Origin of the sequence: Roseovarius sp. THAF8 (assembly GCF_009363735.1) — a bacterium.
In the GTDB taxonomy this organism is placed as follows: domain Bacteria; phylum Pseudomonadota; class Alphaproteobacteria; order Rhodobacterales; family Rhodobacteraceae; genus Roseovarius.
Genome location: NZ_CP045410.1, coordinates 2,858,826 through 2,882,605 on the forward strand (window position 1 = coordinate 2,858,826; position 23,780 = coordinate 2,882,605).

General features: G+C 64.2%; 23 protein-coding genes. 19 read left to right on the plus strand and 4 right to left on the minus strand.

Annotated features, from left to right (window positions below; all coding sequences use genetic code 11):
* Window positions 1-87 precede the first annotated feature (87 nt).
* The gene (locus tag FIU85_RS13980) at window positions 88-465 is read left to right on the plus strand and encodes a response regulator (RefSeq protein WP_152497330.1); all 378 of its coding nucleotides are present in this window, start codon (window positions 88-90) and stop codon (window positions 463-465) included.
* On the opposite strand, the gene FIU85_RS13985 is transcribed toward FIU85_RS13980, so the two are convergent.
* The gene (locus FIU85_RS13985) at window positions 447-1,691 is read right to left on the minus strand and encodes a bifunctional alpha/beta hydrolase/OsmC family protein (protein ID WP_152497331.1); all 1,245 of its coding nucleotides are present in this window, start codon (window positions 1,689-1,691) and stop codon (window positions 447-449) included. The two genes, FIU85_RS13980 and FIU85_RS13985, sit on opposite strands and share 19 nt — an antisense overlap.
* Window positions 1,692-1,887: 196 nt before the next feature.
* On the opposite strand from FIU85_RS13985, the gene FIU85_RS13990 reads away from it, so the two are divergent.
* Both FIU85_RS13990 and FIU85_RS13995 read left to right on the plus strand, forming a co-directional pair.
* Window positions 1,888-2,451, plus strand: coding sequence for a hypothetical protein (locus FIU85_RS13990; protein WP_152497332.1), 564 nt, complete (start codon window positions 1,888-1,890; stop codon window positions 2,449-2,451).
* A 2-nt stretch (window positions 2,452-2,453) separates the two neighbouring features.
* Window positions 2,454-3,533: a FlgO family outer membrane protein gene (locus FIU85_RS13995; RefSeq protein WP_152497333.1), complete on the plus strand. Its 1,080-nt coding sequence runs from the start codon at window positions 2,454-2,456 to the stop codon at window positions 3,531-3,533.
* Between the two features lie 6 nt (window positions 3,534-3,539).
* Here the strand turns inward: FIU85_RS13995 and dddP are convergent, their stop codons facing one another.
* Window positions 3,540-4,883: a dimethylsulfonioproprionate lyase DddP gene (gene dddP, locus FIU85_RS14000; RefSeq protein WP_152497334.1), complete on the minus strand. Its 1,344-nt coding sequence runs from the start codon at window positions 4,881-4,883 to the stop codon at window positions 3,540-3,542.
* Between the two features lie 184 nt (window positions 4,884-5,067).
* On the opposite strand from dddP, the gene FIU85_RS14005 reads away from it, so the two are divergent.
* On the plus strand, window positions 5,068-6,282 hold the full coding sequence (locus FIU85_RS14005) for a glycerophosphodiester phosphodiesterase family protein (RefSeq protein ID WP_152497335.1): 1,215 nt from the start codon (window positions 5,068-5,070) through the stop codon (window positions 6,280-6,282).
* Window positions 6,283-6,358: 76 nt separating this feature from the next.
* Here the strand turns inward: FIU85_RS14005 and hemE are convergent, their stop codons facing one another.
* Window positions 6,359-7,393, minus strand: a complete 1,035-nt coding sequence (gene hemE, locus FIU85_RS14010; protein WP_152497336.1) for a uroporphyrinogen decarboxylase — start codon at window positions 7,391-7,393, stop codon at window positions 6,359-6,361.
* A gap of 93 nt (window positions 7,394-7,486) precedes the next feature.
* Between hemE and hemC the strand changes: the two genes are divergently transcribed.
* The 3 genes from hemC (at window position 7,487) to FIU85_RS14025 (ending at window position 9,865) form a co-directional block, all read left to right on the plus strand.
* Complete coding sequence (gene hemC, locus FIU85_RS14015; protein ID WP_152493827.1) at window positions 7,487-8,434, plus strand: hydroxymethylbilane synthase; 948 nt, start codon at window positions 7,487-7,489, stop codon at window positions 8,432-8,434.
* Between the two features lie 55 nt (window positions 8,435-8,489).
* A complete protein-coding gene (locus tag FIU85_RS14020) occupies window positions 8,490-9,209 on the plus strand; it encodes a hypothetical protein (RefSeq protein ID WP_152497337.1) in 720 nt (239 codons plus the stop codon).
* Window positions 9,210-9,313: 104 nt separating this feature from the next.
* Entirely contained in the window at window positions 9,314-9,865 is a 552-nt protein-coding gene (locus FIU85_RS14025; RefSeq protein ID WP_152497338.1) for a hypothetical protein, read from the plus strand.
* 587 nt (window positions 9,866-10,452) lie between these two features.
* On the opposite strand, the gene FIU85_RS14030 is transcribed toward FIU85_RS14025, so the two are convergent.
* Window positions 10,453-11,136, minus strand: coding sequence for a FadR/GntR family transcriptional regulator (locus FIU85_RS14030; RefSeq protein WP_254702904.1), 684 nt, complete (start codon window positions 11,134-11,136; stop codon window positions 10,453-10,455).
* A 226-nt stretch (window positions 11,137-11,362) separates the two neighbouring features.
* Here FIU85_RS14030 and FIU85_RS14035 point away from each other — a divergent pair, with 226 nt between their 5' ends.
* The 12 genes from FIU85_RS14035 (at window position 11,363) to FIU85_RS14090 (ending at window position 23,752) form a co-directional block, all read left to right on the plus strand.
* Window positions 11,363-12,832, plus strand: coding sequence for a glutamine synthetase family protein (locus FIU85_RS14035; RefSeq protein ID WP_172978945.1), 1,470 nt, complete (start codon window positions 11,363-11,365; stop codon window positions 12,830-12,832).
* Between the two features lie 80 nt (window positions 12,833-12,912).
* Entirely contained in the window at window positions 12,913-13,848 is a 936-nt protein-coding gene (locus FIU85_RS14040) for a glutamine amidotransferase (RefSeq protein ID WP_057791037.1), read from the plus strand.
* Window positions 13,836-14,705, plus strand: coding sequence for a GXGXG motif-containing protein (locus FIU85_RS14045; protein WP_172977534.1), 870 nt, complete (start codon window positions 13,836-13,838; stop codon window positions 14,703-14,705). Before FIU85_RS14040 ends, FIU85_RS14045 begins: the two co-directional genes overlap by 13 nt.
* Before the next feature lie 73 nt (window positions 14,706-14,778).
* Window positions 14,779-16,143 (plus strand): FMN-binding glutamate synthase family protein, encoded by a 1,365-nt coding sequence (locus FIU85_RS14050; RefSeq protein WP_152497340.1) that lies wholly within the window; start codon window positions 14,779-14,781, stop codon window positions 16,141-16,143.
* A gap of 78 nt (window positions 16,144-16,221) precedes the next feature.
* Entirely contained in the window at window positions 16,222-16,635 is a 414-nt protein-coding gene (locus tag FIU85_RS14055; RefSeq protein WP_103764724.1) for a hypothetical protein, read from the plus strand.
* A gap of 22 nt (window positions 16,636-16,657) precedes the next feature.
* Window positions 16,658-17,509, plus strand: a complete 852-nt coding sequence (locus FIU85_RS14060; protein WP_152497341.1) for a carbon-nitrogen hydrolase family protein — start codon at window positions 16,658-16,660, stop codon at window positions 17,507-17,509.
* Window positions 17,506-18,105 carry a hypothetical protein gene (locus FIU85_RS14065; protein ID WP_152497342.1) on the plus strand — a complete coding sequence of 200 codons (600 nt, stop codon included), beginning with the start codon at window positions 17,506-17,508 and terminating at the stop codon, window positions 18,103-18,105. The genes FIU85_RS14060 and FIU85_RS14065 overlap by 4 nt, the downstream gene beginning before the upstream one ends.
* A 243-nt stretch (window positions 18,106-18,348) precedes the next feature.
* Complete coding sequence (locus FIU85_RS14070; protein ID WP_254702905.1) at window positions 18,349-19,053, plus strand: GntR family transcriptional regulator; 705 nt, start codon at window positions 18,349-18,351, stop codon at window positions 19,051-19,053.
* Window positions 19,043-19,951 (plus strand): dihydrodipicolinate synthase family protein, encoded by a 909-nt coding sequence (locus tag FIU85_RS14075; protein WP_152497344.1) that lies wholly within the window; start codon window positions 19,043-19,045, stop codon window positions 19,949-19,951. Before FIU85_RS14070 ends, FIU85_RS14075 begins: the two co-directional genes overlap by 11 nt.
* Entirely contained in the window at window positions 19,948-21,441 is a 1,494-nt protein-coding gene (locus FIU85_RS14080; protein ID WP_152497345.1) for an aldehyde dehydrogenase, read from the plus strand. Before FIU85_RS14075 ends, FIU85_RS14080 begins: the two co-directional genes overlap by 4 nt.
* Window positions 21,438-22,202, plus strand: a complete 765-nt coding sequence (locus tag FIU85_RS14085; protein WP_152497346.1) for an NAD(P)-binding domain-containing protein — start codon at window positions 21,438-21,440, stop codon at window positions 22,200-22,202. Before FIU85_RS14080 ends, FIU85_RS14085 begins: the two co-directional genes overlap by 4 nt.
* A 74-nt stretch (window positions 22,203-22,276) precedes the next feature.
* Window positions 22,277-23,752 carry a trimethylamine methyltransferase family protein gene (locus FIU85_RS14090; RefSeq protein WP_254703057.1) on the plus strand — a complete coding sequence of 492 codons (1,476 nt, stop codon included), beginning with the start codon at window positions 22,277-22,279 and terminating at the stop codon, window positions 23,750-23,752.
* Window positions 23,753-23,780: the final 28 nt, after the last annotated feature.

Genomic DNA, 23,780 nt, shown 5'->3' on the forward strand with positions numbered 1-23,780 from the left:
CGGCCAGAATTAACCATTGATTAACCTTTTGTCCCGAAGACTCCGATCATTCTAAGCGCGAACACTAGTACCGAAGAAGATCAGAAGGTGAAAAAGCGACCATCGCGTGTGCTGATCGTGGAAAGCGACGCAGCACTTGGCCGGGTGTGGCAGCGCCACCTGGAGCGTCATGGCATCTGGGTGCGGCTGGAGCATGACCAGCAGGGCGCATTGGACGCGCTTGGCGCGATGCGCTGCGACCTGATCATCCTGAACCTCGTCCTGACGCGCAGCAGCGCCTTTGCCATCGCGGATGAGGCGGAGCGGCGGTTTCCCGGTGTGCCGATCCTGTTCGTGTCGAAGACCTCGTTCTTTTCGGACGGTTCGGTGTTCGGGCTATGCGCGAACGCGCGGGCCTTCGTGAGCGCCGATACGCCGCCCGACGACCTGACCGCGATGGTGGAGCATTACGCGCGTTCGGGCTGAGGCGTGTTGTCGGGCTCGGCCAGCCGGGTCTCGATCCTGGAGGTCTGTTCCAGCGTCCGGTGAACCGGGCACTTGTCGGCGATTTCCAGGAGACGCTGACGCTGATCGTCGCCGAGATTGCCCCTGAGGCGGATCGTGCGGACGAAACTGTCGATCTTGGCCGGGCTGCTGCCATCGGCATCCTGGGCGTGGACCTTGTCATGGATGACGTCGACCGAGACGTGATCGAGCGGCCATCCCTTGCGGCGGGCATACATGCGGATGGTCATCGACGTGCAGGCGCCCAGGCCGGAGGCGAGAAAGCCGTAGGGGCTCATGCCGCGATCGGTGCCGCCATAGGCCTCGGGCTCGTCGGCGCGGACATAGTGATGCGGCCCGGCGTGCACATCCTGCAGGAACCCGTCGGGGTCCACTTCGCAGACCCGCACGACGCCTTCGGGCGCGCCGGGGGGCGGCGCGGGGTGCTTGAGGTCGAGATAGCGCTGCGCCCAGGCGGCGATCACGCCGGCGGCGTATTCGGCATCGCCGGGGTCGGTGACCAGGTGGTCGGCGCTGTCGAGGGTGACGAAGCTCTTGGGATGTTTCGCGGCCTTGAAGATCTCGGTGGCGTTGTCGATCCCCACGGTGTCGTCGCGCGGGGCATGCAGCACCAGGAGCGCGCGTTTCAGACCGGAAATCTTCGGGGCGAGGTTTTCGGCGCGGACATCCTCGACGAATTTGCGGCCGATGCGGATGGGGCGGCCGCCCAGCTCGACCTCGGCTGACCCATCGGTCGCGATCCGCTCGAGCGCGCCGTCGAAATTGTGCGTGACGTGGCCCGGATCGAAGGGCGCGGCTATGGTGGCGACGGCGCGGGCGCTGTCGATGCGCGAGGCGGCGGCCAGCACGGCGGCCCCGCCGAGGGAGTGGCCGACCAGCAGGCTGGGGGGCATGTCGCGGGCGGCCAGCGCATCGGCGGCGCGCAGGAGATCCTCGACATTCGAGGTGAAGGAGGTGTTTTCGAACTCGCCCCCGGAATGGCCCAGCCCGGTGAAATCGAAGCGCAGCACGGCGATGCCCGCGCCCGCCAGCCGCGCGGAGATGCGGCGCGCGGCGGGAATGTCCTTGGAACAGGTGAAGCAATGCGCAAAGAGCGCGGTCGCCAGGTGCGGCCCCTTTGGCAGGTCGAGCCGTGCGGCAAGCTCGTGCCCGTCATGGCCCGTGAAAGTGAAGCGTTCGGTCGGCATGGGTGGTCCTTTCGGTTGCCCTCAAAATGGCGGTTCCGGGCGGATGCGTAAGGTGTGTTTCAGGCCCGTCTCGGGAATGTGAGGCCGTGATGTTGCACAGGGTCGCCTTGGGTCGGACCACCCCCCATGCGTTGTTGCCCGACACCGCCGGGCTGTGCCATGGTGGCCGTATATTTGCAAAGTGATAGATGCAGGCATGTCCAGCAACTCCCTTATCGCCAAGTCGGTTATCCTGGTCTCCGCCCTTGTGGGCGGCGTGGTCGGGGTGCTCGAACTGGGTGATCGGTTCATGACGTCGAAACCGTCCGGGGACGTGGTGGTGACCAAGTCGGCGGCAAGCGGATCGTCCGACCCGGCGGAGCGTGGGGCCGACGGGGCGGAGGGCCCGGACGACGCGACCGCCGCGCTGTCAGAGACCGTCACAGAGGCCGATGGAACCGCAGGCACGGCGCTGGAGCGCGAGGTGGCGCAAAGGGTCTCGGAGCATCTGACGCGGATGGAGTGCCGGAACGTCACGGTGGGCCGGGTGTCTGCGACGGCGACGACCGTGCCGGAAGAGGAAACCAGCCACGGGTTCGAGGGGCACTTGCTGGACGGGGCCGTGACCCTGACAGGCAAGAGCGGCCCCGAGCGGATCCGGTTGGCGGGTTCGGGCAAGGGGCCGACGGGTGCGGTGAGTGCCGTGGACATGGCGCTGCGCGGGTTCGGGGATCATCTGAAGTTGACGGAAATTTTCGAAGAGAATTGCAGAGGGGACTGAGAATGCGGTGGACAAATCTTGTGGCGGCCTGCGGTTTCATGGCGCTGGCCGGGGGCGTCAATGCCGCCTCTTCGGTGGATGAGAGCCTTGAGGAGATCGCGGGTCAGATCGTGGAGCGGACCCGCACCGACGGAACGGCCACCATCGGGATTTCGACGTTCACCCACAGCGACGGCACGTGTTCGGACCTGTCGAACTATATCAGCGAGTTCATCGTGGACAGCCTGTTCAACGCGGGCGCGGGCACGATAGACATCATCGAACGGTCGCAACTGAGCGCCATTTTCCGCGAGATGGAGCTGGTCTTTGACGGCACGATCGCGCCGGATGCCGCCAAACGGCTGGGCGAGATCGAGGGGGTCGATGCGCTGGTCACGGGATCGCTGATCCAGTTCGGCGAACAGGTGAAGGTGCAGGCGCGGATGATCAGCACCCAGGATGGCCGGCTGTTCGCCACCGCGCGGTCGGAATTTCCCAGCGTGGGCAGCGTGGCGCAGATGATGGCGACGCGCAGCCGGGGCGCCTGCGGCTTTGCCGAGGCGGCGGGCGGCGGTGAGGACACGCCGACGACGCAGGTCGTGGTGGTCGAAGGCGGGGCCGGAGGACAGACCACGGCAACGCAGGGCCGGGCGCTGGTCGAACCGTCCCGCCGCTATGCCGCGGATGTCTACGATGCCGAGGTCTCGACCCTGATCTATTCGAAATCGGCGGGCGACGCGACCTTTGCCATGCGGTTCAAGAACACCTCGGAGAACACGATTGCGCTGGCGTACATGCCGGAGTCCCTGTCTGTCGCGGACGGGCAGGGCGGGTTCATGGAATACAAGGGCAATTGGTCGGGCCTGCGCAGCTGTTATAGCGAGAACTACCTTCATTATTGCAATTCGAGCGACCCGAAATACGCCACCGTGCTGCCGCCGGGGAAGGCCGCGCAGCTGAATTTCCAGATGACGGGCGACAAGGATGTCGATGACCCGCGCTTTACGCTGGCGCTGGAACTGGTGGTGACGCCGAACGTGGAGGACAAGGAGACCTACGCGGTTCAGTCGCTGGGGTTCTACGACATGCCGCCGGACAGCTGAGCGCGATCAGGCAAGACCCATCAAGGCCGCATCGAAGGGATACTTGGTCAGGTTCTCGTAGCCCGTGTCGGTGATCAGCACCTGGTCCTCGAGCTTGATCGAGAAATCGCCGCCGACCTCGCCCACCAGCGCCTCGACGCAGAGGGTCATGCCGGGTTCCAGCGGGTAGTCGAACGAGCCGGGCACGGCCTGGTCGGGGTACGCGACGAGGGGCCATTCGTCGCAAAGGCCGACGCCGTGCATCAGGCAGCCGTATTTCTGGGCCTGGTAGCGGTCGTCGAGCACATGGGTTCCGGCGCTGAGTTCGGGGATGGTGACGCCGGGTTTGAGCATTTCCATGTTGGTCATGATGTGTTCGTGCGCGTGCTGCATGGCGTCGATCATGTCGGCGCGGGGCTTGCGGTCGCCGATCCACCAGCTGCGCGAGATATCCACGCAGATGCCGTAGCTGCCGACAAGGTCGGTATCGAACGAGATGATTTCGTTCATCTGGGTGATGCGCGGGCCGCATTCCTGGAACCACGGGTTCGAGCGGGGGCCGGAGGCGAGCAGACGGGTTTCGATCCATTCGCCGCCGCGGCGGATGTTCTCGGCGTGCAGAACGGCCCAGATATCGTCCTCGCTGGTCTGGCCAAGCGGCACGTTCTGCCGTGCGAAACGCTCCATTTCGGCGACGGCGGTCTCGCAGGCGTGCGAGGCGCAGCGCATGGCGAGGATCTCGTCGGGGCCTTTGACCGCGCGGCATTTTTCCGTCAGTTCCTCGCCTTCCATGATCTGCAAGCCCTGCGTTTCCAAAGCGCGGAGGCCGTGGAGCATGATCTTGTCCACTGCGAGGCGCGTATTGCCGGGGGCGTGTTCGGCCAAGAGCCTGCGCACCTCGTTCGAGAAGGTGTCGGCGGCCACGTCCACCTTGTCGCCCCGGTCGAAATAGAACAGATCGGCGCCGGAGCGTTGTTCGCGCACCAGCGGGTTGAAGGTGCTGAGGAAGGGCGAGTTCTTGTAGTCCCACATCACCATGTAGCCGTCTGCACAGACCAGCAGGGCGCGGAACGGGTTGTGGGTGTTCCAGAGCTGCATGTTGGTCGAGTCGGTGGCGTAGCGGATGTTGAGCGGGTCAAAGACCAGCAGCCCGGCATAATCGCGGTCCTGGATGAACCGGGTCAGGCGCTCCCACCGATAGCGGCGCATCGCTTGCAGGTCTGGCAATTGAAGACCTGCGGCTTCCCATTCGCGGAAAGCCAACTGGGTGGGTCCGATCTCGATCCGGTCGGCATCGTTGGGGGTGTTGTCGCCCAGCACGGGCCCGCGGGTGGGGTCGATCTTGCGTATGTCGCGGAAATGGGTGTTCATGGTCGGGCGCTCCGGGTCTGGTCCAAGATTGAGCGCCCGACGCATGTGTTGCGCGACGGAATGCGACATCGGAAATGTCGGAACTGCGACGCGGCGCGTTACAAAGGTTTCGCGAAATCGTCACAGTGCTTTGGAAGAGCGGCGATAATTCCGGGCGATGAAAACACGTCATGGGAGATCGAGAATGATCCGTTTCACATTCGCCGCGGTGCCGTTTGCCATTGCCGGGCTGGCCACGCCGCTGGCCGCCGAAGAGGTCGGGTACGGGCCGCGCCCGGGCTACCTGATCGACCGGATGGAAGAGGGGCCGTTGAAGGAGAAGCTGGCCGGGTGCATGGGCCAGACACCGGCGCGATCGGATTTTTCGATAGGGCACCGGGGGGCGCCGCTGCTCTTTCCGGAGCATACAGTTGAATCCAACAAGGCGGCGGCGCGGATGGGCGCGGGCATTCTGGAATGCGACGTGACCTTTACCAAGGATCACGAACTGGTCTGCCGGCACGCGCAGAACGATCTGCACACGACGACCGATATTCTGGCGTCCGATCTGGCCGGGACCTGCGTGACGCCGTTCAGCCCTGCCGAGGGCGAGACGGAGGCCACGGCGGAATGCCGGACCTCGGAAATCACGCTGGCCGAGTTCCGCACGCTGACCGGTAAAATGGATGCGGCGAACACCTCGGCGACGACGGTCGAGGAGTACATGGACGGCACCGCGAACTGGCGCACCGATCTCTACGCGGTCGAGGGCGGGACGTTGATGACCCATGCCGAGTCGATAAAGCTCTTCCGCGACCTGGGTGCGAAGTTCACGCCTGAGCTGAAGAGCCCGGCGGTGGAAATGCCGCATGACGGGTTCAGCCAGGAAGACTATGCCCAGAAGATGATCGACGAGTACAAGGCGGCGGGCGTTCCGGCCTCGGACGTGTGGCCGCAGAGTTTCAACCTGGATGACGTGCTCTACTGGATCGAGAACGAGCCGGAGTTCGGCGCGCAGGCGGTGTACCTGGACGACCGGTACGATGTCGAAGGGTTCGATTACATGGACCCGGCCACGTTCGAGCCGTCGATGCAGGAGCTGGCCGACCAGGGCGTGAACTATATCGCGCCGCCGATGTGGATGCTGGTGACGCTGGAGGGCGACGAGATCGTGCCGTCGCCCTATGCCACGGCGGCCAGCGAGGCCGGGCTGAACATCATCACCTGGACGCTGGAACGCTCGGGCCCGCTGACTGGTGGTGGCGGCTGGTATTTCCAGTCGGTGGCGGACACGATCGACACCGATGCGGATTATTTCACCATGCTGCACGCGCTGCATGACAAGGTCGGCGTGGTCGGCGTGTTCAGCGACTGGCCCGCGACGGTGACCTATTACGCCAATTGCATGGGGCTGGACTGAGCCAGATCAAAGCCGCCCGGTGCCTGTGCGTCGGGCGGATTTACATTGAGTATTTTGGGAACGATGAAAGGCGCGGTCAGGCGCTGCGCACCGTGTCGATCATCAGTTGCACGTTGTCGGGATCGGCGTCGGGCGTGATGCCGTGCCCGAGGTTGAAGATGTGCGGGCCGCCGCGGAACGCCTCGACCACGGCCTTGGTTTCGCGCACCAGGGCGTCGCCGCCGGTGACCATGTGCGAGGAGGCGAGGTTGCCTTGCACGCAGCCGTCTTTCTGGACATGTTCGGCGGCCCATTCGGGGCTGACGGAGTTGTCGATCGCGACGCAATCGGCGCCGGTTTTTGCATGGAAGCCGATATAGCCGTCGCCGGCTTCGCGCGGGAAGGCGATGACGGGAATGCTGGGGTGTTTCTCCTTGAGCGCCGAGATGATGCGCTTGGTCGGCGCGACAGCGAAATCCTCGAAATCCTGACCCTTGAGGGAGCCGGCCCAGCTGTCGAAGACCTTGACCGCCTCGGCGCCGGCGTCGATCTGGGCTGAGAGGTAGTGGATGGTTGCTTCGGTGATGCGTTCCATCAGCGCCTCGAAGAGCGGGCGGTTCTCGGACTTGAGCGCGTGTGCGGGGCCCTGATCGGGCGTGCCGCGACCGGCGATCATGTAGGTGGCGACGGTCCAGGGGGCGCCGGCAAAGCCGATGAGCGTGGTCTCGGACGGCAGGGCGCCGGAGAGGTTGCGGACGGTCTGGTAGATCGGGTTGAGCGTCTCGTGCACCTCGTCGGCCGGGCCGAGCTTGTCGAAATCGGACTGATCGGTGATGGTCGACAGGCGCGGACCCTCGCCGGTGACGAACCACAGATCGGCGCCGAGCGCCTGCGGGACCAGCAGGATGTCGGCAAAGAGGATTGCCCCGTCAAAGCCGTAGCGGCGGATCGGTTGTAGCGTGACCTCGGTGGCGAGGTCCGGATTGTAGCACAGCGACAGGAAATCCCCGGCCTTTTCGCGCGTGGCGCGATACTCGGGCAGATACCGCCCGGCCTGGCGCATCATCCAGATCGGCGGTGTCGCCTGCGTCTCGCCGGCGAGGGCCTTGAGGATGGTTTTCTGTGACGCCATGTCCGGTCTCCCTTTTGCTGGTTTGGTCCTCTTTGAGCCTTGGAAAGTCAACCAAAACTTGTCAGCCCAGATTTACACGTCTAGACCGTCTGCATGACAGTGACCATGCCCACCCCCGCCGCGCCGCTGAAGATCGGGACACGAGGATCGCCGCTTGCCCTGGCGCAGGCGAACGAGACTCGCGACCGTCTTGCCGACGCCTTTGACCTGCCGCACGAGGCGTTCCAGATCGTCGTCATCAAGACCACGGGCGACCGGGTGATCGACCGGCCTTTGAAGGAGATCGGCGGCAAGGGGCTGTTCACGCGCGAGATCGAGGAGGCGATGCTGTCGGGCGAGATCGACATTGCCGTGCACTCGATGAAGGACATGCCGGTGTTGCAGCCCGAGGGGCTGATGCTGGACACCTATCTGCCGCGCGAGGACGTGCGCGATGCATTCGTGTCACCGCGCTACGAGGGGCTGGCCGGGCTGCCCGAGGGCGCCAAGGTGGGCACGTCGAGCCTGCGGCGCAAGGCGCAGGTGCTGGTGAAATTTCCGCACCTTCAGGTGGTGGAGTTTCGCGGTAACGTGCAGACAAGATTGAAGAAACTGGATGACGGCGTGGCCGAATGCACGTTCCTGGCGATGGCCGGGCTGAACCGACTGGGACAGCCCGAGGTGGCGGTGGGTGCGGTGGACACGGACGACATGCTGCCCGCTGTGGCGCAGGGGGCCATCGGGATTGAGCGGCGGGCAGATGACAGCCGCGCGGCCGAGATGCTGGCGGCGATCCATGACGTCGAGACGGGCAAGCGGCTGGCCGCGGAGCGCAGCTTTCTTGCGACTTTGGACGGGTCCTGCGAGACGCCGATTGCCGGGCTGGCGGAGTTGCAGGGCGACACGATCCGGCTGCGCGGCGAGGTGCTGCGGCCTGATGGCAGCGAGAGCCTCAGCGACGAAGGCGAGGCGCCGGTCGAGGACGGGGCCAAGCTGGGCGACGCGCTGGCGCGCGGGTTGCTGGAGCGCGCGGGGCCGGGATTTTTCGACTGGCGGGAATAGCAGGTAGGTTGACGAGTTTCCTGTCCAGTGGGGGCGGGTTATTGGGTTGCGCGCGATGAACAAGAGAACGATCGAGATTTTTTCCGTCATCGGGGCGATTGCGACGGTGATCGGCGTCGCGGTGGCGGTCTACTTCGGGTATCGTTCGTTGTCGCAACCGGGGATCGAGGTTCAGGGCATTTCCGAGCTGGTGGACGAGGCGCGCAAGGGCAACGAGATCAGCGGCGATATTCTGGACGCGGTAGCGGCCAAGGACCCGATAGAGGCGCTGTCACGGCGCGGCTATGACTGGACACGAGTGGATTTCTTTCGTGCGCTGCGGATGCAGGACGAAACCTCGGTCACGCTCTACTGCGATGCGGGTCCGGTGAACGTGTTCAATGGTGACCTTGGACTGCTTTGGACGACCAGGGATATCCCGCCGGACCGGATTGCGACGCTTGGCGATTGCGCCGCTTTCGACAGCCGGTCGGTGTGCGAGAACGACGATTACCTGACGGCGTCGGCACGTGAATTCGATTGGGACTCGTATGTCGAACTTTGCGGCGCCGCGCCCGCGGAGGTGCTGCGGCAGCATGTGGCCGCGGGACTTGAGGCCGAGGCCAGCGAGGCACGGGACTATTGCGCGGATTTCAACGCCGCGTCCGACAGCATGAAAGACGCACTGTCCCGGAATTTCATGCTGCATTGGACGCGGTACAAGACCTGGCACAGGTTTGGCGGGGCGCATTCGGCGGTGGAGTTCTGTGACGGGGTCGCGCGCCTCGCCAAGTGAGGTGACGGCGGTGGGGCGCGTGGGTTCTCACCCCACAGAGGTGGGTTCTCACCCACCCTACGTGCAGGATTGACGGAACCCGGGGCGCGGGGCATCGTCGATGGATGCGGATCGAGGACAAGACCGACACCACCCTGACCTTGGTCGACGAGCAGGCGGACAAGACGCTGGGGCTGACGCTGGCCGGCGTGTTCGTGGCCGGCATGTGTCTCTTCATGGCGTGGGAGGGGTTTCCCGAATTGCTTTTGCCGGGAGCGGTGCTGATCGTCGTGATGGTGGTCTACTGGAAGCGCAGCAAGATGCGGTCGGTGCTGGTCTTTGACCGGGCGGCGGACCGGGTGCATCTGACGGTGACGGACCGCAAGGGGGCCGAGGAATGGGAGTGGCGGTTGAGCGACGTCGAAACCGCCGTGATCGGCACGGTGGGCGCCCAGGGCACGGATAGCGGGATCGACCGGCCGCATTTGCGCCTGACGGATGGGACCTATGTGCCGATGCGACCCTATCACGCGGCGGGCAGCCAGAGCTGGCACGCGGTGGCGGCGGTGAAGCTGTTCCTGGGGCAGAAGCTGGAAGATGCGCCGGTGGGGTGGTTGCCGCCCGAAGCGTTCGACCGGCATTTCGCGGAAGAGATGGCGCGGCTTTACCGGAAGTGACGGGTGGTGGCGCGCGTGGGGTTTCATTCACCATGGGTGGGTTGTCATCCACCAAAGGTGGGTTGTCACCCACCCTACGGGGTGTCGGGCGAGGGGAATGCGCGCGCGGGATCAATGCGCGGCTTGCCGCGCCGCGGCGCGCTCTTGCCGTCGCCGAAAGGGAGGCCGCCCGTCACGCGGGAGGCGTGCCGACCATGTAGGGCGCATCTCTGGTGCGTCGGGCTGGCGATCGGTGCCGACGGCGAGTCGCGTGGAGCTTTTGCGCGTCTGGCGGCCATGAAGTGCCCGGAACCTCACTTGGTTCGCCCTTCCGCAGTCCGGCGGTAACGCGGCCGCGAAAGACTGCTATTGCCGCGAGAGGTCCAGGGTCAGGCCCGGGACGGGTGCGCTTGGGTGAGCGCTGCGCGCGGGATCAAGGCGCGGCGAGTTGGTTCGGCTCGGCGCCTTGCTCGAATGTCTTGCGGATTTGGCGTGGATAAAGTGCTGTAGACCCACCGTTGGCTCGCCGCACCGCGGCCCGTCGATGCGCGGCCTTCTGGTCCAGAACCACCGCGTCCCGGACTTGATCCGGGACCTCTCAGGAGATGTCAGGTTTCGGAGGCCCGCGTGAGCGACAGGCGGGCGGTTTCCAGGTGTTCCTTCATGATGGTCGCGGCGCGCTCGGGTTCGCGGGCGCGGAGCGCATCGAGGATCTGGCGGTGTTGCCGGTTGTAGGTGGTGATCGTCGGCTCGTCCAGCGTCAGGCGGCGCATGCGGGTCCAGTCGTCCTGTCCGCGGACGCTGCCGATCTGGGTGAGGATCCAGACCAGCAGGCCGTTGCGGGTGCTGTCGGCGATGGCGCGGTGAAACTGCGTGTCGGCCTCGGAAAACGCGGCGGGGTCGTCGAGGCTGGCCTCCATCAGTTCGCAAAGTTCTTCCATCCGGTCGAAATCGGCGTGGCGGCCATGCAGGACCGACAGGCGGCAGCTGTGCGGCTCGAGCGCGAATCGGGCATCCATCAGTTCCAGCGGTGTGGCGTTGTCGATGGCGCTGGCCGCCGCCGTCTCGGTCTTGTGCAGGACATAGGTGCCGCTGCCCGGGCGGATCTCGACAAAACCTTCGGATTCCAATTGCATGAGCGCCTTGCGCACGGTGCCGCGCGCGGCACCGTAGGTCTCGGACAGGATCCGTTCGGGCGGCAGGCGGTCGTGCTGTTGCAGCGTTCCCTTCGATATTTCGCGCCGGATGAGGCCGGCAATGTCCGCCGAGCCCATTCTTTGTGCGTCACCCACTGTGATTCCTCCATTATTTGGACCAATTATATACCGTATAGCGGTCATTTCCAGCAAAAACTGCATGTTTGGATCAAATTCGGTTGACTTTTGGATTGCGTCTCGGAATCGTGAGGGTACTGGGCGGCATCGCGATGCCTGCCCATGCCACCTAAAATACCGGCCGTCATTCGATCCTCGATCTGACAAAGCCGGCGCAACATCAGGGAGCTAAACCGTGGCTGAAATGGATCTTGAGAAATTTGTCGAGGCCCCCGGGCGCGACGAGAAAATCAAAGAAGTCCGCAAGATGATCGATGCGAAGGGCATCGAGTACCTTTACCTGCAATTCGTGTCGGTGACCGGCAAGATCATGGGCAAGGGCATTCCTGCCGATCACTGGGAAACCGTCGCGAAGAAGGGCTTTCAGCTGGTCTATGGCGCCACGGTGAACCTGTTCACCAACCGTGCGGGCGAGTACCTGGGTTATGGACCCGAAGCGGCCGAGCTGGTGGGGATCCCGGAACCGGAAACCTTCATGCAGCTGCCCTGGGCGCCGACCATCGGGCGCTTTTACTGCACGTTGTTCCGCAACCGCGAGGAAAAGGAAAATCCGGGTGGGTTCCTGACCTCGGACTGCCGGGGCAACCTGCGCCGGATGCACGAGGACTTCAAGAAGAAGCACGGCCGGAGCCTGCGGATCGGGACCGAGCCCGAGATGATGTGGCTGAAGTTCGACGAGAACGGCAAGCCGCGCGACGGCTATTCCAAGCCCTATTGCTATCACATCGACCAGTTCGAAAGCCTGCGTCCGGTGTCGATGCAGGTGATCCGGTATGCCCGCATGATGGGTCTGGACATGATCCAGGGCGACCACGAGGACGCGCCCGGGCAACTGGAGCTGAACTGGATGTTCGATGACGTGCTGCGCAACGCGGACCGTCTGACCACGTACCGCCAGATCTGTGCGCAGGTGGCGCGCGAGAACGGCATTTTCGCCTGCTTCATGACCAAGCCGTTCATGGGCGTGTCGGCCTCGGGCTGTCACCACAACATGAGCCTGTGGCGCGGCGGCGAGGACGAGTTCGTCAAATGCGGCAATGATCCCAAGGATCTGCCGGGGATGAAAGACAACTACATGTACGTCAAGGGCGGTGAGAACACGTTCATGCCTGATGACGACGACCCGCAGATGCCCGGCAAGGAGGGCCTGGAGGCGATCGGCGGCGTAGTGCATCACCTGCAGGCGCTGACCGCGGTGGGCTGTTCGACGGTGAACTCCTATCGCCGGCTGTGGGACACGGGGTTCTGGGCGCCGGTCTTTGCCGACTGGGGTTTCCAGAACCGGACCACGGGCCTGCGCGTCTCGGCGCCGGGGCGGTTCGAGTACCGCTCGGTCGACAGCATGGTGAACCCGTACCTGATGGGCTCGACCCTGCTGGCGGCGATGGATGACGGCATCGACAACAAGCTGGATCCGGGCAAGCCCGAGGAGCGCAACATCTACGAGGCGATCAAGGACGGCAAGGACGTCAAGAAGCTGCCGATGAGCCTGGGCGAGGCGCTGGAGTTCCTGAAGAAGGACGAGGTGGTGCAGCGCGGGATGCCCGGCGAGATGTACCGGCTTTACGACGAGTACAAGCACGACGAATACGCCCGGTTCATGTCCACCGTGACGGATTGGGACAAGGACACGTACATGGAATGCCTGCCCTGAGGCATCCCATGCGTTCGGCGGCGGGTTGAGGAGCCCGCCGCCGCTCTAAGACATTCGCAACCCAGAGGAGGCGTTTCCAGATGTGTGGAATTGCTGGACTAATCTACAAGGGCAAGAGCAGCGACGTGGGGTCGGAGATGACCTCGATGCTGCTGGCGCTCAAGCACCGGGGGCCGGACAGCACCGGCTACGCGGTATACGGTGAACCGACCGAGGGCGATTACATCATGCGCCTGAAGGTGGCCGAGGCCGAGGACATGGAAAAGGGCCGCGGCGTTCACAAGGTGATCGAGGACCGCATCGCCTATGTCGAACAGGTGATGGAAGAGCATGGCGCCAAGATCAAGTCCAAGGACGCGCCCTTGGAATACGCGCTGCGCTATGTGTTCAGCGGCGCCGACAACCTGGGCGAGATGGCCGAGCATATCGAGGAACAGGACGGTATCGAGATCCTGTCGATGGGCAACGGTCTGGAGCTGATCAAGGACCTGGGCGACGCGTCGGTGGTGTCGAAGGCGTACGGCCTGAATGATTTCAAGGGCACGCACGCCATCGGGCACACGCGGATGGCCACGGAATCGGATGTCGACATCAAATCGGCCCACCCCTACTGGGCGTTTCCCTATAACGACGTGAGCGTCGTGCATAACGGCCAGATCACCAATTACTGGATCATGCGCCGCGAGATGGAGCGCAAGGGCCACCGGTTCATGTCGAACTGCGATTCCGAGCTGCTGGCGGTCTATACCGCGCACAATCTGGCCAACGGCATCACGCTGGAAGAGTCCCTGCGCAAGTCGATCGACGAGATCGACGGGGTGTTCACCTATCTTGTGGCCACCAAGGACCAGCTGGGCATGGCGAAGGACACGATGGCGGCGAAACCGCTGGTTCTTTACGAATCCGACGACCTGATTGCCATGGCGAGCGAAGAGGTGGCGATCCGCGCGATCCTGCCGCAGGAAATCGACACGACAGATCCCTACGATGAGGAGGTCCGGGTATGGCAAGCGTGAGCGACGCAGAACTGAAGAAGATGACCCAGGAGGAGCGGGTGACCGCCTTGGGCATGCGGACCGAACAGCTGACGGGCAAGTCGCTTTACGTCGAGTTCGACCCGGATGCCGAGGAGCGCTTTACCTATCCCTGGGCGCCCGACGTGGACTTCAACAAGCGGACCGAGATCGACTGTGACGGCAAGACCGTGACGGAAGTGAACTCGAACATCCGCGAGTTGATGAAGGAAGGGTATGGCACGATCGTGCTGCAGAACCCGCGGGGCATGCACAGCCTTGGCGTGGGGATCCTGAGCAAGCTGAACCTGATCATCGAAGGTTCGACCGGGTACTTTTCCGTCGGCCTGATCGACGGGCCGAACGTGCGCATCAGCGGGCGTGTGGGCTGGTCCTGCGGCGAGAACATGATGTCCGGGACGATCATGATCGAGAAAAACGCAGGCTCGACCTTTGGCGCGGCTATCCGGGGCGGTGACCTTGTGTGCCGCGGCTCGGTGGGCTCGCGCACGGGAATCGACCAGAAGGGTGGCACGATCATCGTCGGTGGCGATACCGGCGCGCTGAGTGGCTTCATGATGCAGCGGGGCCGGATGGTGGTCTGCGGTAACGCGGGGAAGAACCTGGGCGACTCGATGTATGACGGCACGATCTATGTCGGTGGCGAGATCAAGAGCCTGGGCGTGGATGCTGTCGAGGCCGAGTTGACCGATCTGGACAAGAAGTGGCTGACACGGAAGCTGACGCAATACGGCCTGATGCCCGAGAAGGGGGTGGATCACTTCACCAAGGTCGTCGCCGGCAAAATGCTGTGGAACTACGACAACCTCGAGCCGTCCGAGAAGAAACTGATCCTGTGATGGCGGGGTGAACCCCGCCCTACAACCCGTAGGCCGGGGTTGACCCCGGCACCTGACAAAGGAGTTACAAATCATGGCTGATGGTGATCTGCCGCAGAAAAAACAGCTGGAGCGCGATGTAAACCGCATCGGTGACAGCTTCATCTTCCCGCCGCGTGTGATGGATGACATCCACATCAAGTCCGAGCTTGGCCGCTACCGGATGCGGGGCTTCTCGCTATTCAAGAAGATCCCGCACTGGGATGACCTGACCTTCTTGCCCGGGACGCTGACGCGCTTCGTGATCGAAGGCTATCGCGAGAAATGTGAGACCAAGACCGTGATCGGGCCGCGCGCCAAGGTGCCGCTGGAGCTGGATATCCCGGTCTATATCACCGGCATGTCGTTCGGCGCGCTGTCCTACGAGGCGAAGACCGCGCTGGCGCGGGGCGCCACGATGGCGGGCACGGCGACCTGTTCGGGCGAGGGGGGGATGATCCCCGACGAGCGGCGCTATAGCTCCAAGTGGTTCTACCAGTGCATCCAGTCCCGCTATGGCTTCAACCCCAACCACCTTGTTCTGGCCGATGGCTGTGAATTCTTCATCGGGCAGGGCTGCAAGGTGGGCCTTGGCGGGCACCTGATGGGTCAGAAAGTGACCGACCAGGTGGCCGAGATGCGCAGCTTGCCCGCGGGGATCGACCAACGTTCGCCGGCGCGTCACCCCGACTGGCTGGGCCCGGACGACCTGGCGCTGAAGATCCAGGAGATCCGCGAGGCGACCGACTGGCAGATCCCGATCCAGCTGAAGCTGGGTGCCTCCCGCGTGTTCGACGACGTGCGGATGGCGGTGAAGTGTGACCCGGATTCCATTTATATCGACGGGATGGAAGGTGGCACGGGCGCGGGCCCGCACCTGGCGACGGAAGATACCGGTGTGCCGGGCATGGCGGCGATCCGTCAGGCGCGGAAGGCCATCGACAGCCTTGGCAAGCGCGGCGAGATCAGCCTGGTCTACGCGGGCGGGATCCGAAACGGCGCGGACGTGGCCAAGGCCATCGCGCTGGGCGCGGATGCCATCGCGATCGGGCATTCGGCCATGATGGCGCTGAACTGCAACAAGGATATCCCCGAGGCCAACTATCCCGAGGAGATCGGGGCCGAGCCGGGCTATTGCTATCACTGTCACACGGGCCGCTGCCCGGTGGGCGTGGCGACGCAGGACCCCAAGCTGCGCGAGCGGCTGGACCCGGACGAGGCGGCGGAGCGCGTGTACAACTTCCTGCACACGCTGACCATCGAGGCGCAGTTGTTCGCACGGGCGTGCGGCAAGACCTATCTGCACTCGCTGGAGCCGGAGGACCTGGCCGCGTTGACGATGGAGGCCTCGGCCATGGCGGGGGTTCCGCTGGCGGGCACCGGCCATACGGTTGGCGTCGAGGATTATCACCATTTCTAAACGGTGGGTTGGAAACCCACCCTACGTTTACGGCGTAGGGTGGGGTTTCACCCCACCTCCCGACAAGGAGGGAAAACAATGGCTGGAACACAATATCGCGGCTCGGAGATTACCGATGTCGACCAGTTCCTGAAGGACAAGGACGGGCTTGGCTCGGAACGTGAAAAGGAAATCGGCCAGCATATCGGCTATCGCTATGACGTGAACCTTGTGCCGGATTATGACCGGATCACGCCGTTCCTGGAAAAGTACATCGAGACCATGGGCTGGGACGATCTTAACTGGCTGGAAGACGTGCACATGGGCTATGAAGAAGGCTCGCCGGCGGTGTTCGATCGCAACAACAACGGCTGGGTGCGGGTGCCCGACACGATCGAGCTGCCCGACAACCAGCAGGATCGGGACATGATCGCGCGGGAACTGCTGATCAAGTTCCAGATGTCGGACCGGCACCCTTTGGTGAACCTGCGCAAGGCCTATATGAAGTTCTGAAGGAACTTTGAAAGGACCAGACATGACGCGCCCGATCAACATTGCCTGCCTGCAGACACGGCCCATGCCCAATTTCGCATCGGCCTGGGAAGAGGCGCGGCCCCTGGCCGAAAAAGCGGTGTCGGACGGGGCGCAGGTTCTTTTCCTGCCGGAATATTGCGGCGGGTTGAAAACGGAGGGTGCGGCTGTGGCGGCGCCTTCTGCCCCCGAGGCGGATCATCCGTTTTTGAGAGATACGCAGGCGTTTGCGCGGGAGGCGGGGGTGTGGATCAACCTAGGCTCCATCGCCGTCGATGGGCCTGACGGGCGGATCATCAATCGCGGGATCATGCTGGACGAACAGGGCAGGGTCACGGGGCGGTATGACAAGATCCACATGTTCGACATCCAGTTGAGCGAGACGGAAGTGTACCGCGAGAGCGAGCGGGTGGCGCCGGGCAACCGGGCCGTCATACACGACACGCCGTTCGGGCGGATCGGGCATACGATCTGTTACGACCTGCGGTTTCCGATGCTGTGGCGCGAGCTGGCGCAGGCGGGGGCGGAGATGCTGATTTGTCCTGCGGCATTTACGAAGAAGACGGGCGAGGCGCATTGGCATGTGCTGAACCGCGCGCGGGCAATCGAGACCACGCGGTTTGTTGTGTCGCCCTGTGCGATTGGTCCCGTGCCGGGCGGGGGCGAATGTTTCGGTCATTCGCTGATCGTCGGGCCGTGGGGCGAGGTGCTTGCCGAGGGCGGCACGGAACCCGGCGTGGTGCAGGCGGAGATCGACCTGGATGACGTCGAGAAGGCCGCGGGCCGGGTGCCGAGCCTGACCAGCGACCGGGACTTCGACATGGAAACGCCAGACCCCGAGAGGAGCGTGGCATGACATCTTTGGCGACCCAACTGGGGCAGAGCTATTCCGACAACCCGCTGCGGCTGGGGTTCCTGAAATGGCAGTGCCATGTGCGGCAGCTGGCGATGCGCAACAATGACGGGCGCCCCGATGATGCGATCATGCCGGAGGTGACGCCGGAAGGGCATGAGGCGCCCATGGGCGTGGTGATCACGCTGTTGAACAAGGCGCCGGGGTATTCGGTGACGCCGGAATTGCAGCACATGGCGGCCAAGACCAACGACCCGGCGCAGCGGCGGCAGACGGCGCTGCAATTCCTGTCGGCGACGTATTACCAGAAGGCCAAGGAGTTCTCGGACATCCTGACCGCGACCTTCCCGCCGGGCAGCGAAGGCGCCAGGGCGCTGCACGAGGCGGGGCACGCGACGTTGCGGTTTGCGGCCTATGGACAGGCGTTCGAGCTTTATTGCAAGGTCTGGCGGCTGGCGCCGCACAACCTGCTGCACCAAGCGACGATGGCGCATAACGTGCTCTTCAACCCGGCCCTGCCGCCGGCGACGGAAGTGCTGGGCTTCGAGCCCGACTGGGATGCGAGCCGGGCCGATCCGCCAGTGGGCGGGCGGCGGTAGGCTTCCAGTTCGATCGAGCGCGTTTCACGCGCGCAGGTTTGCCTCGGGCTTGTGGCCTCGAGGGCGTGAGGGTGGCGTGACGCGCTCGGCCTGAGGTCTTGCCCGTGGCGGGCGGGGGCCTGCGGCGCGAGTATTTTTGGCAAGAAAAAGCGGGGATTGAGCGTGGTCCGGCGGGGGCGCGAAATTTGAATCGACGCGGCAATACAAAATGTATACATTATGTATTCAGCAAGGAGAGTCGATTTGACCGCCGACAAGAAAACCCAGTGCCTGGAAGACATGCGGATGCGTATCCTGACGCAGGAGATCGCGCCCGGCAGCGACCTCGACGAGGCGACGCTGTGCGAGCGTTACGCCATGTCGCGCACGCCGATGCGCGAGATCCTGCAGCGGCTGGGCGGCGAGGGGTATGTGGACCTGACGCAGAACCGCGGCGCCAAGGTGGCGTCGATGGACCTGCCGGTATTGCGGACGTTCTTTCAGACCGCGCCGATGATCTATGCGAACGTGGCGCGGCTGGCCGCCGAGAACCGCAAGGCAGGCGAGATCGGGCCTTTGAAGGCCATCCAGGAGCGGTTCCGCGCGGCGACGGAGGCGGGCGATGCGGCGGAGGCAGCGTTGCAGAACCACCGCTTTCACCTGTGCATGGGGGAGATGGCGCACAATCCCTACCTGCTGCCCAGCCTGAAGCGGATGCTGATCGACCATACGCGATTGAGCCAGACATTCTATCGTCCGGCCTCGGAGGATGAGGCGGCGCGGGTGGTGAAGGCGTGCGACCACCATGACGCGATGATCGTGGCCATCGAGCGGCAAGAGCCGGGCCTGATGGTCGATCTGACGATAGAGCACTGGAACCTGTCGCGGGATCGGCTGGAGCGCTTCGTGAGCCCCGACCCGTTGCCGATTGACGTTTTGCCGATGAAGGATCGTGAAAATGCAGTTTGAGGGGATCTGGACGCCCATCGTGACGCCCTACCGGGAGGATATCACGGTGGACGAGGGCGCGCTGGGCGACGTGGTGGAACAGTTGATCGCGGGCGGTGTGGCCGGGATTATCAGTGCCGGGACCACGGGGGAGTATTACGCGCAGAGCTTCGAGGAGCGCGAATGGCTGGCCCGCAAGACGCATGAGTTGATCAAGGGACGCGTGCCGCTGGTCGTGGGCACAGGTGCGCTGCGCACCGAGGACAGCATCGAATTTGCCAGAATGGCGAAGGGCGTGGGCGCCGATGCGATCCTGGTGGCGACGCCGCCCTATTCGGTGCCGACGGGGCGCGAGATTGCGCTGCACGCTTTGGCGATCGACCGGGCGGTGGATATGCCGGTGATGCTGTACAACTACCCGGGCCGGATGGGTGTGAACATGGACGAGGAGACCCTGGATCGCCTGGGCCGCTCGCCGAATTTCTGCGGCATCAAGGAAAGTTCGGGTGATATCAACCGGCTGCACTTGATCGCACGGGACTATCCGCATCTGGGGCTTCTGTGCGGGATGGATGACCAGGCGCTGGAGTTCTTTGCCTGGGGGGCGAAGGGCTGGGTCTGTGCCGGGTCGAATTTCGCGCCCGAGGCGCATGTGGCGCTGTACCGGGCCTGCGTGGTGGAGGGGGATTTCACCAAGGGCCGGGCGATCATGTCGGCGATGATGCCGCTGATGCGGGTGCTGGAGCAGGGCGGCAAGTTCATCCAGTGCATCAAGCATGGGGTGACGATGCGGGGGATACCGGCGGGGCCGCCGAGGAAGCCGCTGTTGCCGCTGAACAAGGATGACAAGCGGGGGCTGGAAGAAGTGATCCGCACGATGAACACGGCGATTGCCGCGATCGAAGGGGGCAAGAAATGAGCGAGCTTCTGACACGGGACGAATACGGCGCGATTGCCGCCGAGATCGATCTGCCCAAGGCGCCTTTCGTGGATGGCAAGTTCCGCAAGGGATCGGGGCCGGTGATGGAGACGGTGAACCCGGCGACGGGGGACGTGCTGGCGAAGATCTCGACCGCGAACGCGAAGGATGTGGATTTCGCCGTGGAAAAGGCGCGGGAAGCTTTTGAGCGCGGGGAGTGGGCGAAAGCGCATCCCAGTGAGCGGAAGGATGTGCTGATCCGGCTGTGCAAGCTGATCACGCGACGGCGGCACGAATTCGCGGTGATGGAGAGCCTGGATAGCGGCAAGCCCATCCGCGACTGCGAGACGGTGGACATTCCCGAGGTCATTTACACGATCAAGTGGCATGCTGAGCTGATCGACAAGATCTATGACCAGGTGGGGCCGTCGGGCGACGATGCGCTGAGCCTGATCGTGCGCGAGCCTTTGGGCGTGGTGGCCTGCGTGCTGCCGTGGAACTTTCCGCTGTTGATGATGGCGTGGAAGATCGGGCCGGCGCTGGCGGCGGGCAATTCGGTGATCGTGAAGCCCGCCGAGCAGACCTCGCTGACCGCGTTGCGGCTGGCGGAGGTGGGGCATATGGCGGGCGTTCCGCGCGGCGTGTTGCAGGTGTTGCCGGGGGATGGGCCGTCGGTAGGTGAACCGCTGGGCCTGCATATGGGCGTGGATATGGTGAGCTTTACCGGTTCGACCGAGACCGGCAAACGGTTCCTGCGCTATGCGGCTGATTCCAATATGAAAAAGGTGACTTTGGAATGCGGGGGGAAAAACCCGGCTGTGGTTCTGGAGGATGCCGAAAACCTCGATCATGTGGCCGAGCATGTGGTGAACGCGGCCTTCTGGAACATGGGCGAGAACTGTTCGGCGGCCAGCCGGGTGATCGTGCACAAGGCCGTCAAGGCGCCTCTGATGCAGCGGATCGTGGCGCGGATGCGCGACTGGAAGACCGGCGATCCGCTGGACCCGGCCAATCATCTGGGCGCGCTGGTGGATGCCGAGCATTGCAAGAAGGTGGCAGGCTACCTGAAAGGCAAGGCGGTGGCCGGGGGCGGCAAGCCCAAGGGTAATTTCATCGAGCCGACGGTTTACGAGGTCAAGAAGGACGACAAGCGGGCGCGTGAAGAGATTTTCGGGCCGGTCCTGAGCGTGATCGAGGTGGCGAGCGAGGCCGAGGCGATCGAGCTGGCCAATGACACGGCCTATGGGCTGGCGGCGTCGGTCTTTACCTCGAACGTTCGGCAGGCGATCCGGGCGGCGCGGGAGATCCGGGCCGGGACGGTGACGGTGAACTGCTATGGCGAGGGCGATATTGCGACGCCCTTTGGTGGCTACAAGCAGTCCGGCTTTGGCGGGCGGGACAATGGCATGCATGCGCATGACCAGTTCACCGAGGTCAAGACGATCTGGGTCGATCTGAGTGATCCCAAGGACGGAGATCTGGTGGGATGAGCCGGGTCGGGTTCCTTGGGACCGGGCATATCGCTGCGCCGATGGCGCGGGCGCTGGCACGCAAGGGACATGAGGTTGCGGTGTCGCGCCGCAGCGAGGCGGTGTCGGCGGCGCTGGCGGAGAGCGGTCTGGGCATCGCGGTGGCGGAGAATGCGGCGGTCGTGGAGCAAAGCGATGTCTTGCTCTTGTGCCTGCGCCCGGCGGTCTGGAAAGACGTCGTTGCGGGCCTGCCGTTTCGGGCCGATCAGAAGATCGTGTCGGTCATGGCGGGGGTGCCGATGGCCGAGATCGTGGCGGCCTGTGCGCCGGTTCGCGATGTGTCGGTGACGATCCCTTACGGGTTTATCGAGCACGGTGGCTGCCCCTTGCCGGTGGCGGGGGATCCGGGCGTCGTGCGGGCACTCTTCGGGGCCGAGAACCCTGTGCTGCCGCAGGCGGACGAGGCGGCGCTGAACCAACATTTCGCGGCCTCGACCATGGTCGCCGCGGCGCTGGGACTTCTGGAAGTGGGCACTGGTTGGCTGGCGGGCAAGACCGGGTCACCCGAGGCGGCGGAGATCTATGTGAGCAACCTGGTGACCGGGGTTCTGAACGGCCTAAGCCGGGACCGCGCGGGCGAGTTGCATGACGAGAAGAGGGCGCTGGCCACACCCAACACCCTGAACCTGCAGATGGTCGAGGGGCTGGCGGCGCAGGGGGCCTTTGACGGGCTGCCCGGGATACTGGACGGAATATCAAACAGCATGGAGGACGACGCGTGACAGCAGTAACAGAAAAACCGGCGCGTCGAGGGCGCGGCACACGGACCGCGCTGCGGGCCGTGCGGGACGTGAAGATGTTGCCCAGCCTGAAGCGGGGGCTGCCGCTGACCGAGCCGATGAGCGCGGAAGAGATCGAGCGGATCGACGCGGCAAGCATGGATATTCTGGAGAATGTCGGCGTGGTCTTTCGCGACGAGATCGCGATTGCCGACTGGAAGCGGGTCGGCGCGGAGGTGCGCGACGGCGACCGCGTGCATCTGGACCGGGGGCTGGTGCGGGAGCTGATCAAGTCGATCCCCGAGACGTTCACCTATCACGCGCGGAACCCGGCCAATAACCTGCCCTTTGGCAAGGATAATGCGATATTCGTGCCGATGACGGGCGCGCCGTTCCTGCGCGATCTGGACGATGTGCGGCGGAACCCGACGCTGGACGATCTGGCGAATTTCCACAAGCTGGCGCAGATGTCGCCGGCGCTGCATTCCAGCGCGCATCATATCGTGGAACCGTATGACCACCCGATCAGCCAGCGGCATCTGCGGATTACCTATTCTTCGATGAAGCATTCGGACAAGACGTTCATGGGGATGACGACCAGCCCCAAGAACGCCGAGGACGTGATGGAGATGTGTGCGATCCTCTTTGGCGAGGAGTTCATGGAGACGCACCCGGTGGCGACGGGCAACTGCAACGGCAACAGCCCGCTGGTGTGGGACGAGACGATGCTGGGCGCGATGCGGGCGTTCTGCAAGCGCAACCAGCCGGTGCTGTGCAGCCCGTTCGTGCTGGGCGGGGCCAATACGCCGGCGTCTGTTGCGCCCGCGGTGGCGCAGCTGAATGCCGAGGCGCTGAGCGCACTGGCCTATACGCAGGTCATTCGCAAGGGGGCGCCGGCGATTTACGGCCACTACCTGTCGACGGTCAGCATGAAGTCGGGCGCGCCGATGGCGGGGACGCCCGAGATCAGCCTGATGAACATGATGATCGGTCAGATGGCCCGGTTCTATGGCGTGCCGTGGCGGTCCTCGACCAACCTGGGCGGGGCCAAGACTCTGGACGCGCAGGCGGGGTACGAGAGTGCCACGACTCTGATGGCGTTGCAGATGGCCGGCACCAACTACATGTGGCACGCGGCGGGCTGGAACGAGGCGGGGATGCATTGCTCGATGGCGAAATTCGTGATCGACGCCGAGCAATGCGCGATGGCCTACCGGATGGCCGAGGGCATCCGCTGGGACGATTTCGACGAGGCGATTGCCGCCGTGGGCGATATCGGGCCGGGCGGACATTACCTGGGGCATCCGCACACGCTGGCGAATTTTCAGCGGGCGTTCTTCATGCCGGATTTGTTTGACAACAACTCGATCGAGCAGTGGCAGGCCGAAGGCGCGGTCGAGGCGAATGCGCGGGCGCAGGCCTATGCGCGCAAGATGCTGAACGAGTATGAAGAGCCGAAGCTGGACGAGGGTGTGAACGAGGCGCTGCTGGCGTATATTGCAAAGCGGGAAAGCGAGATCCCGGCGGCGGATGCGCTGAACCAGGAGTACTGAGAACGCGCGACGGCGCGGGGAGTGACGC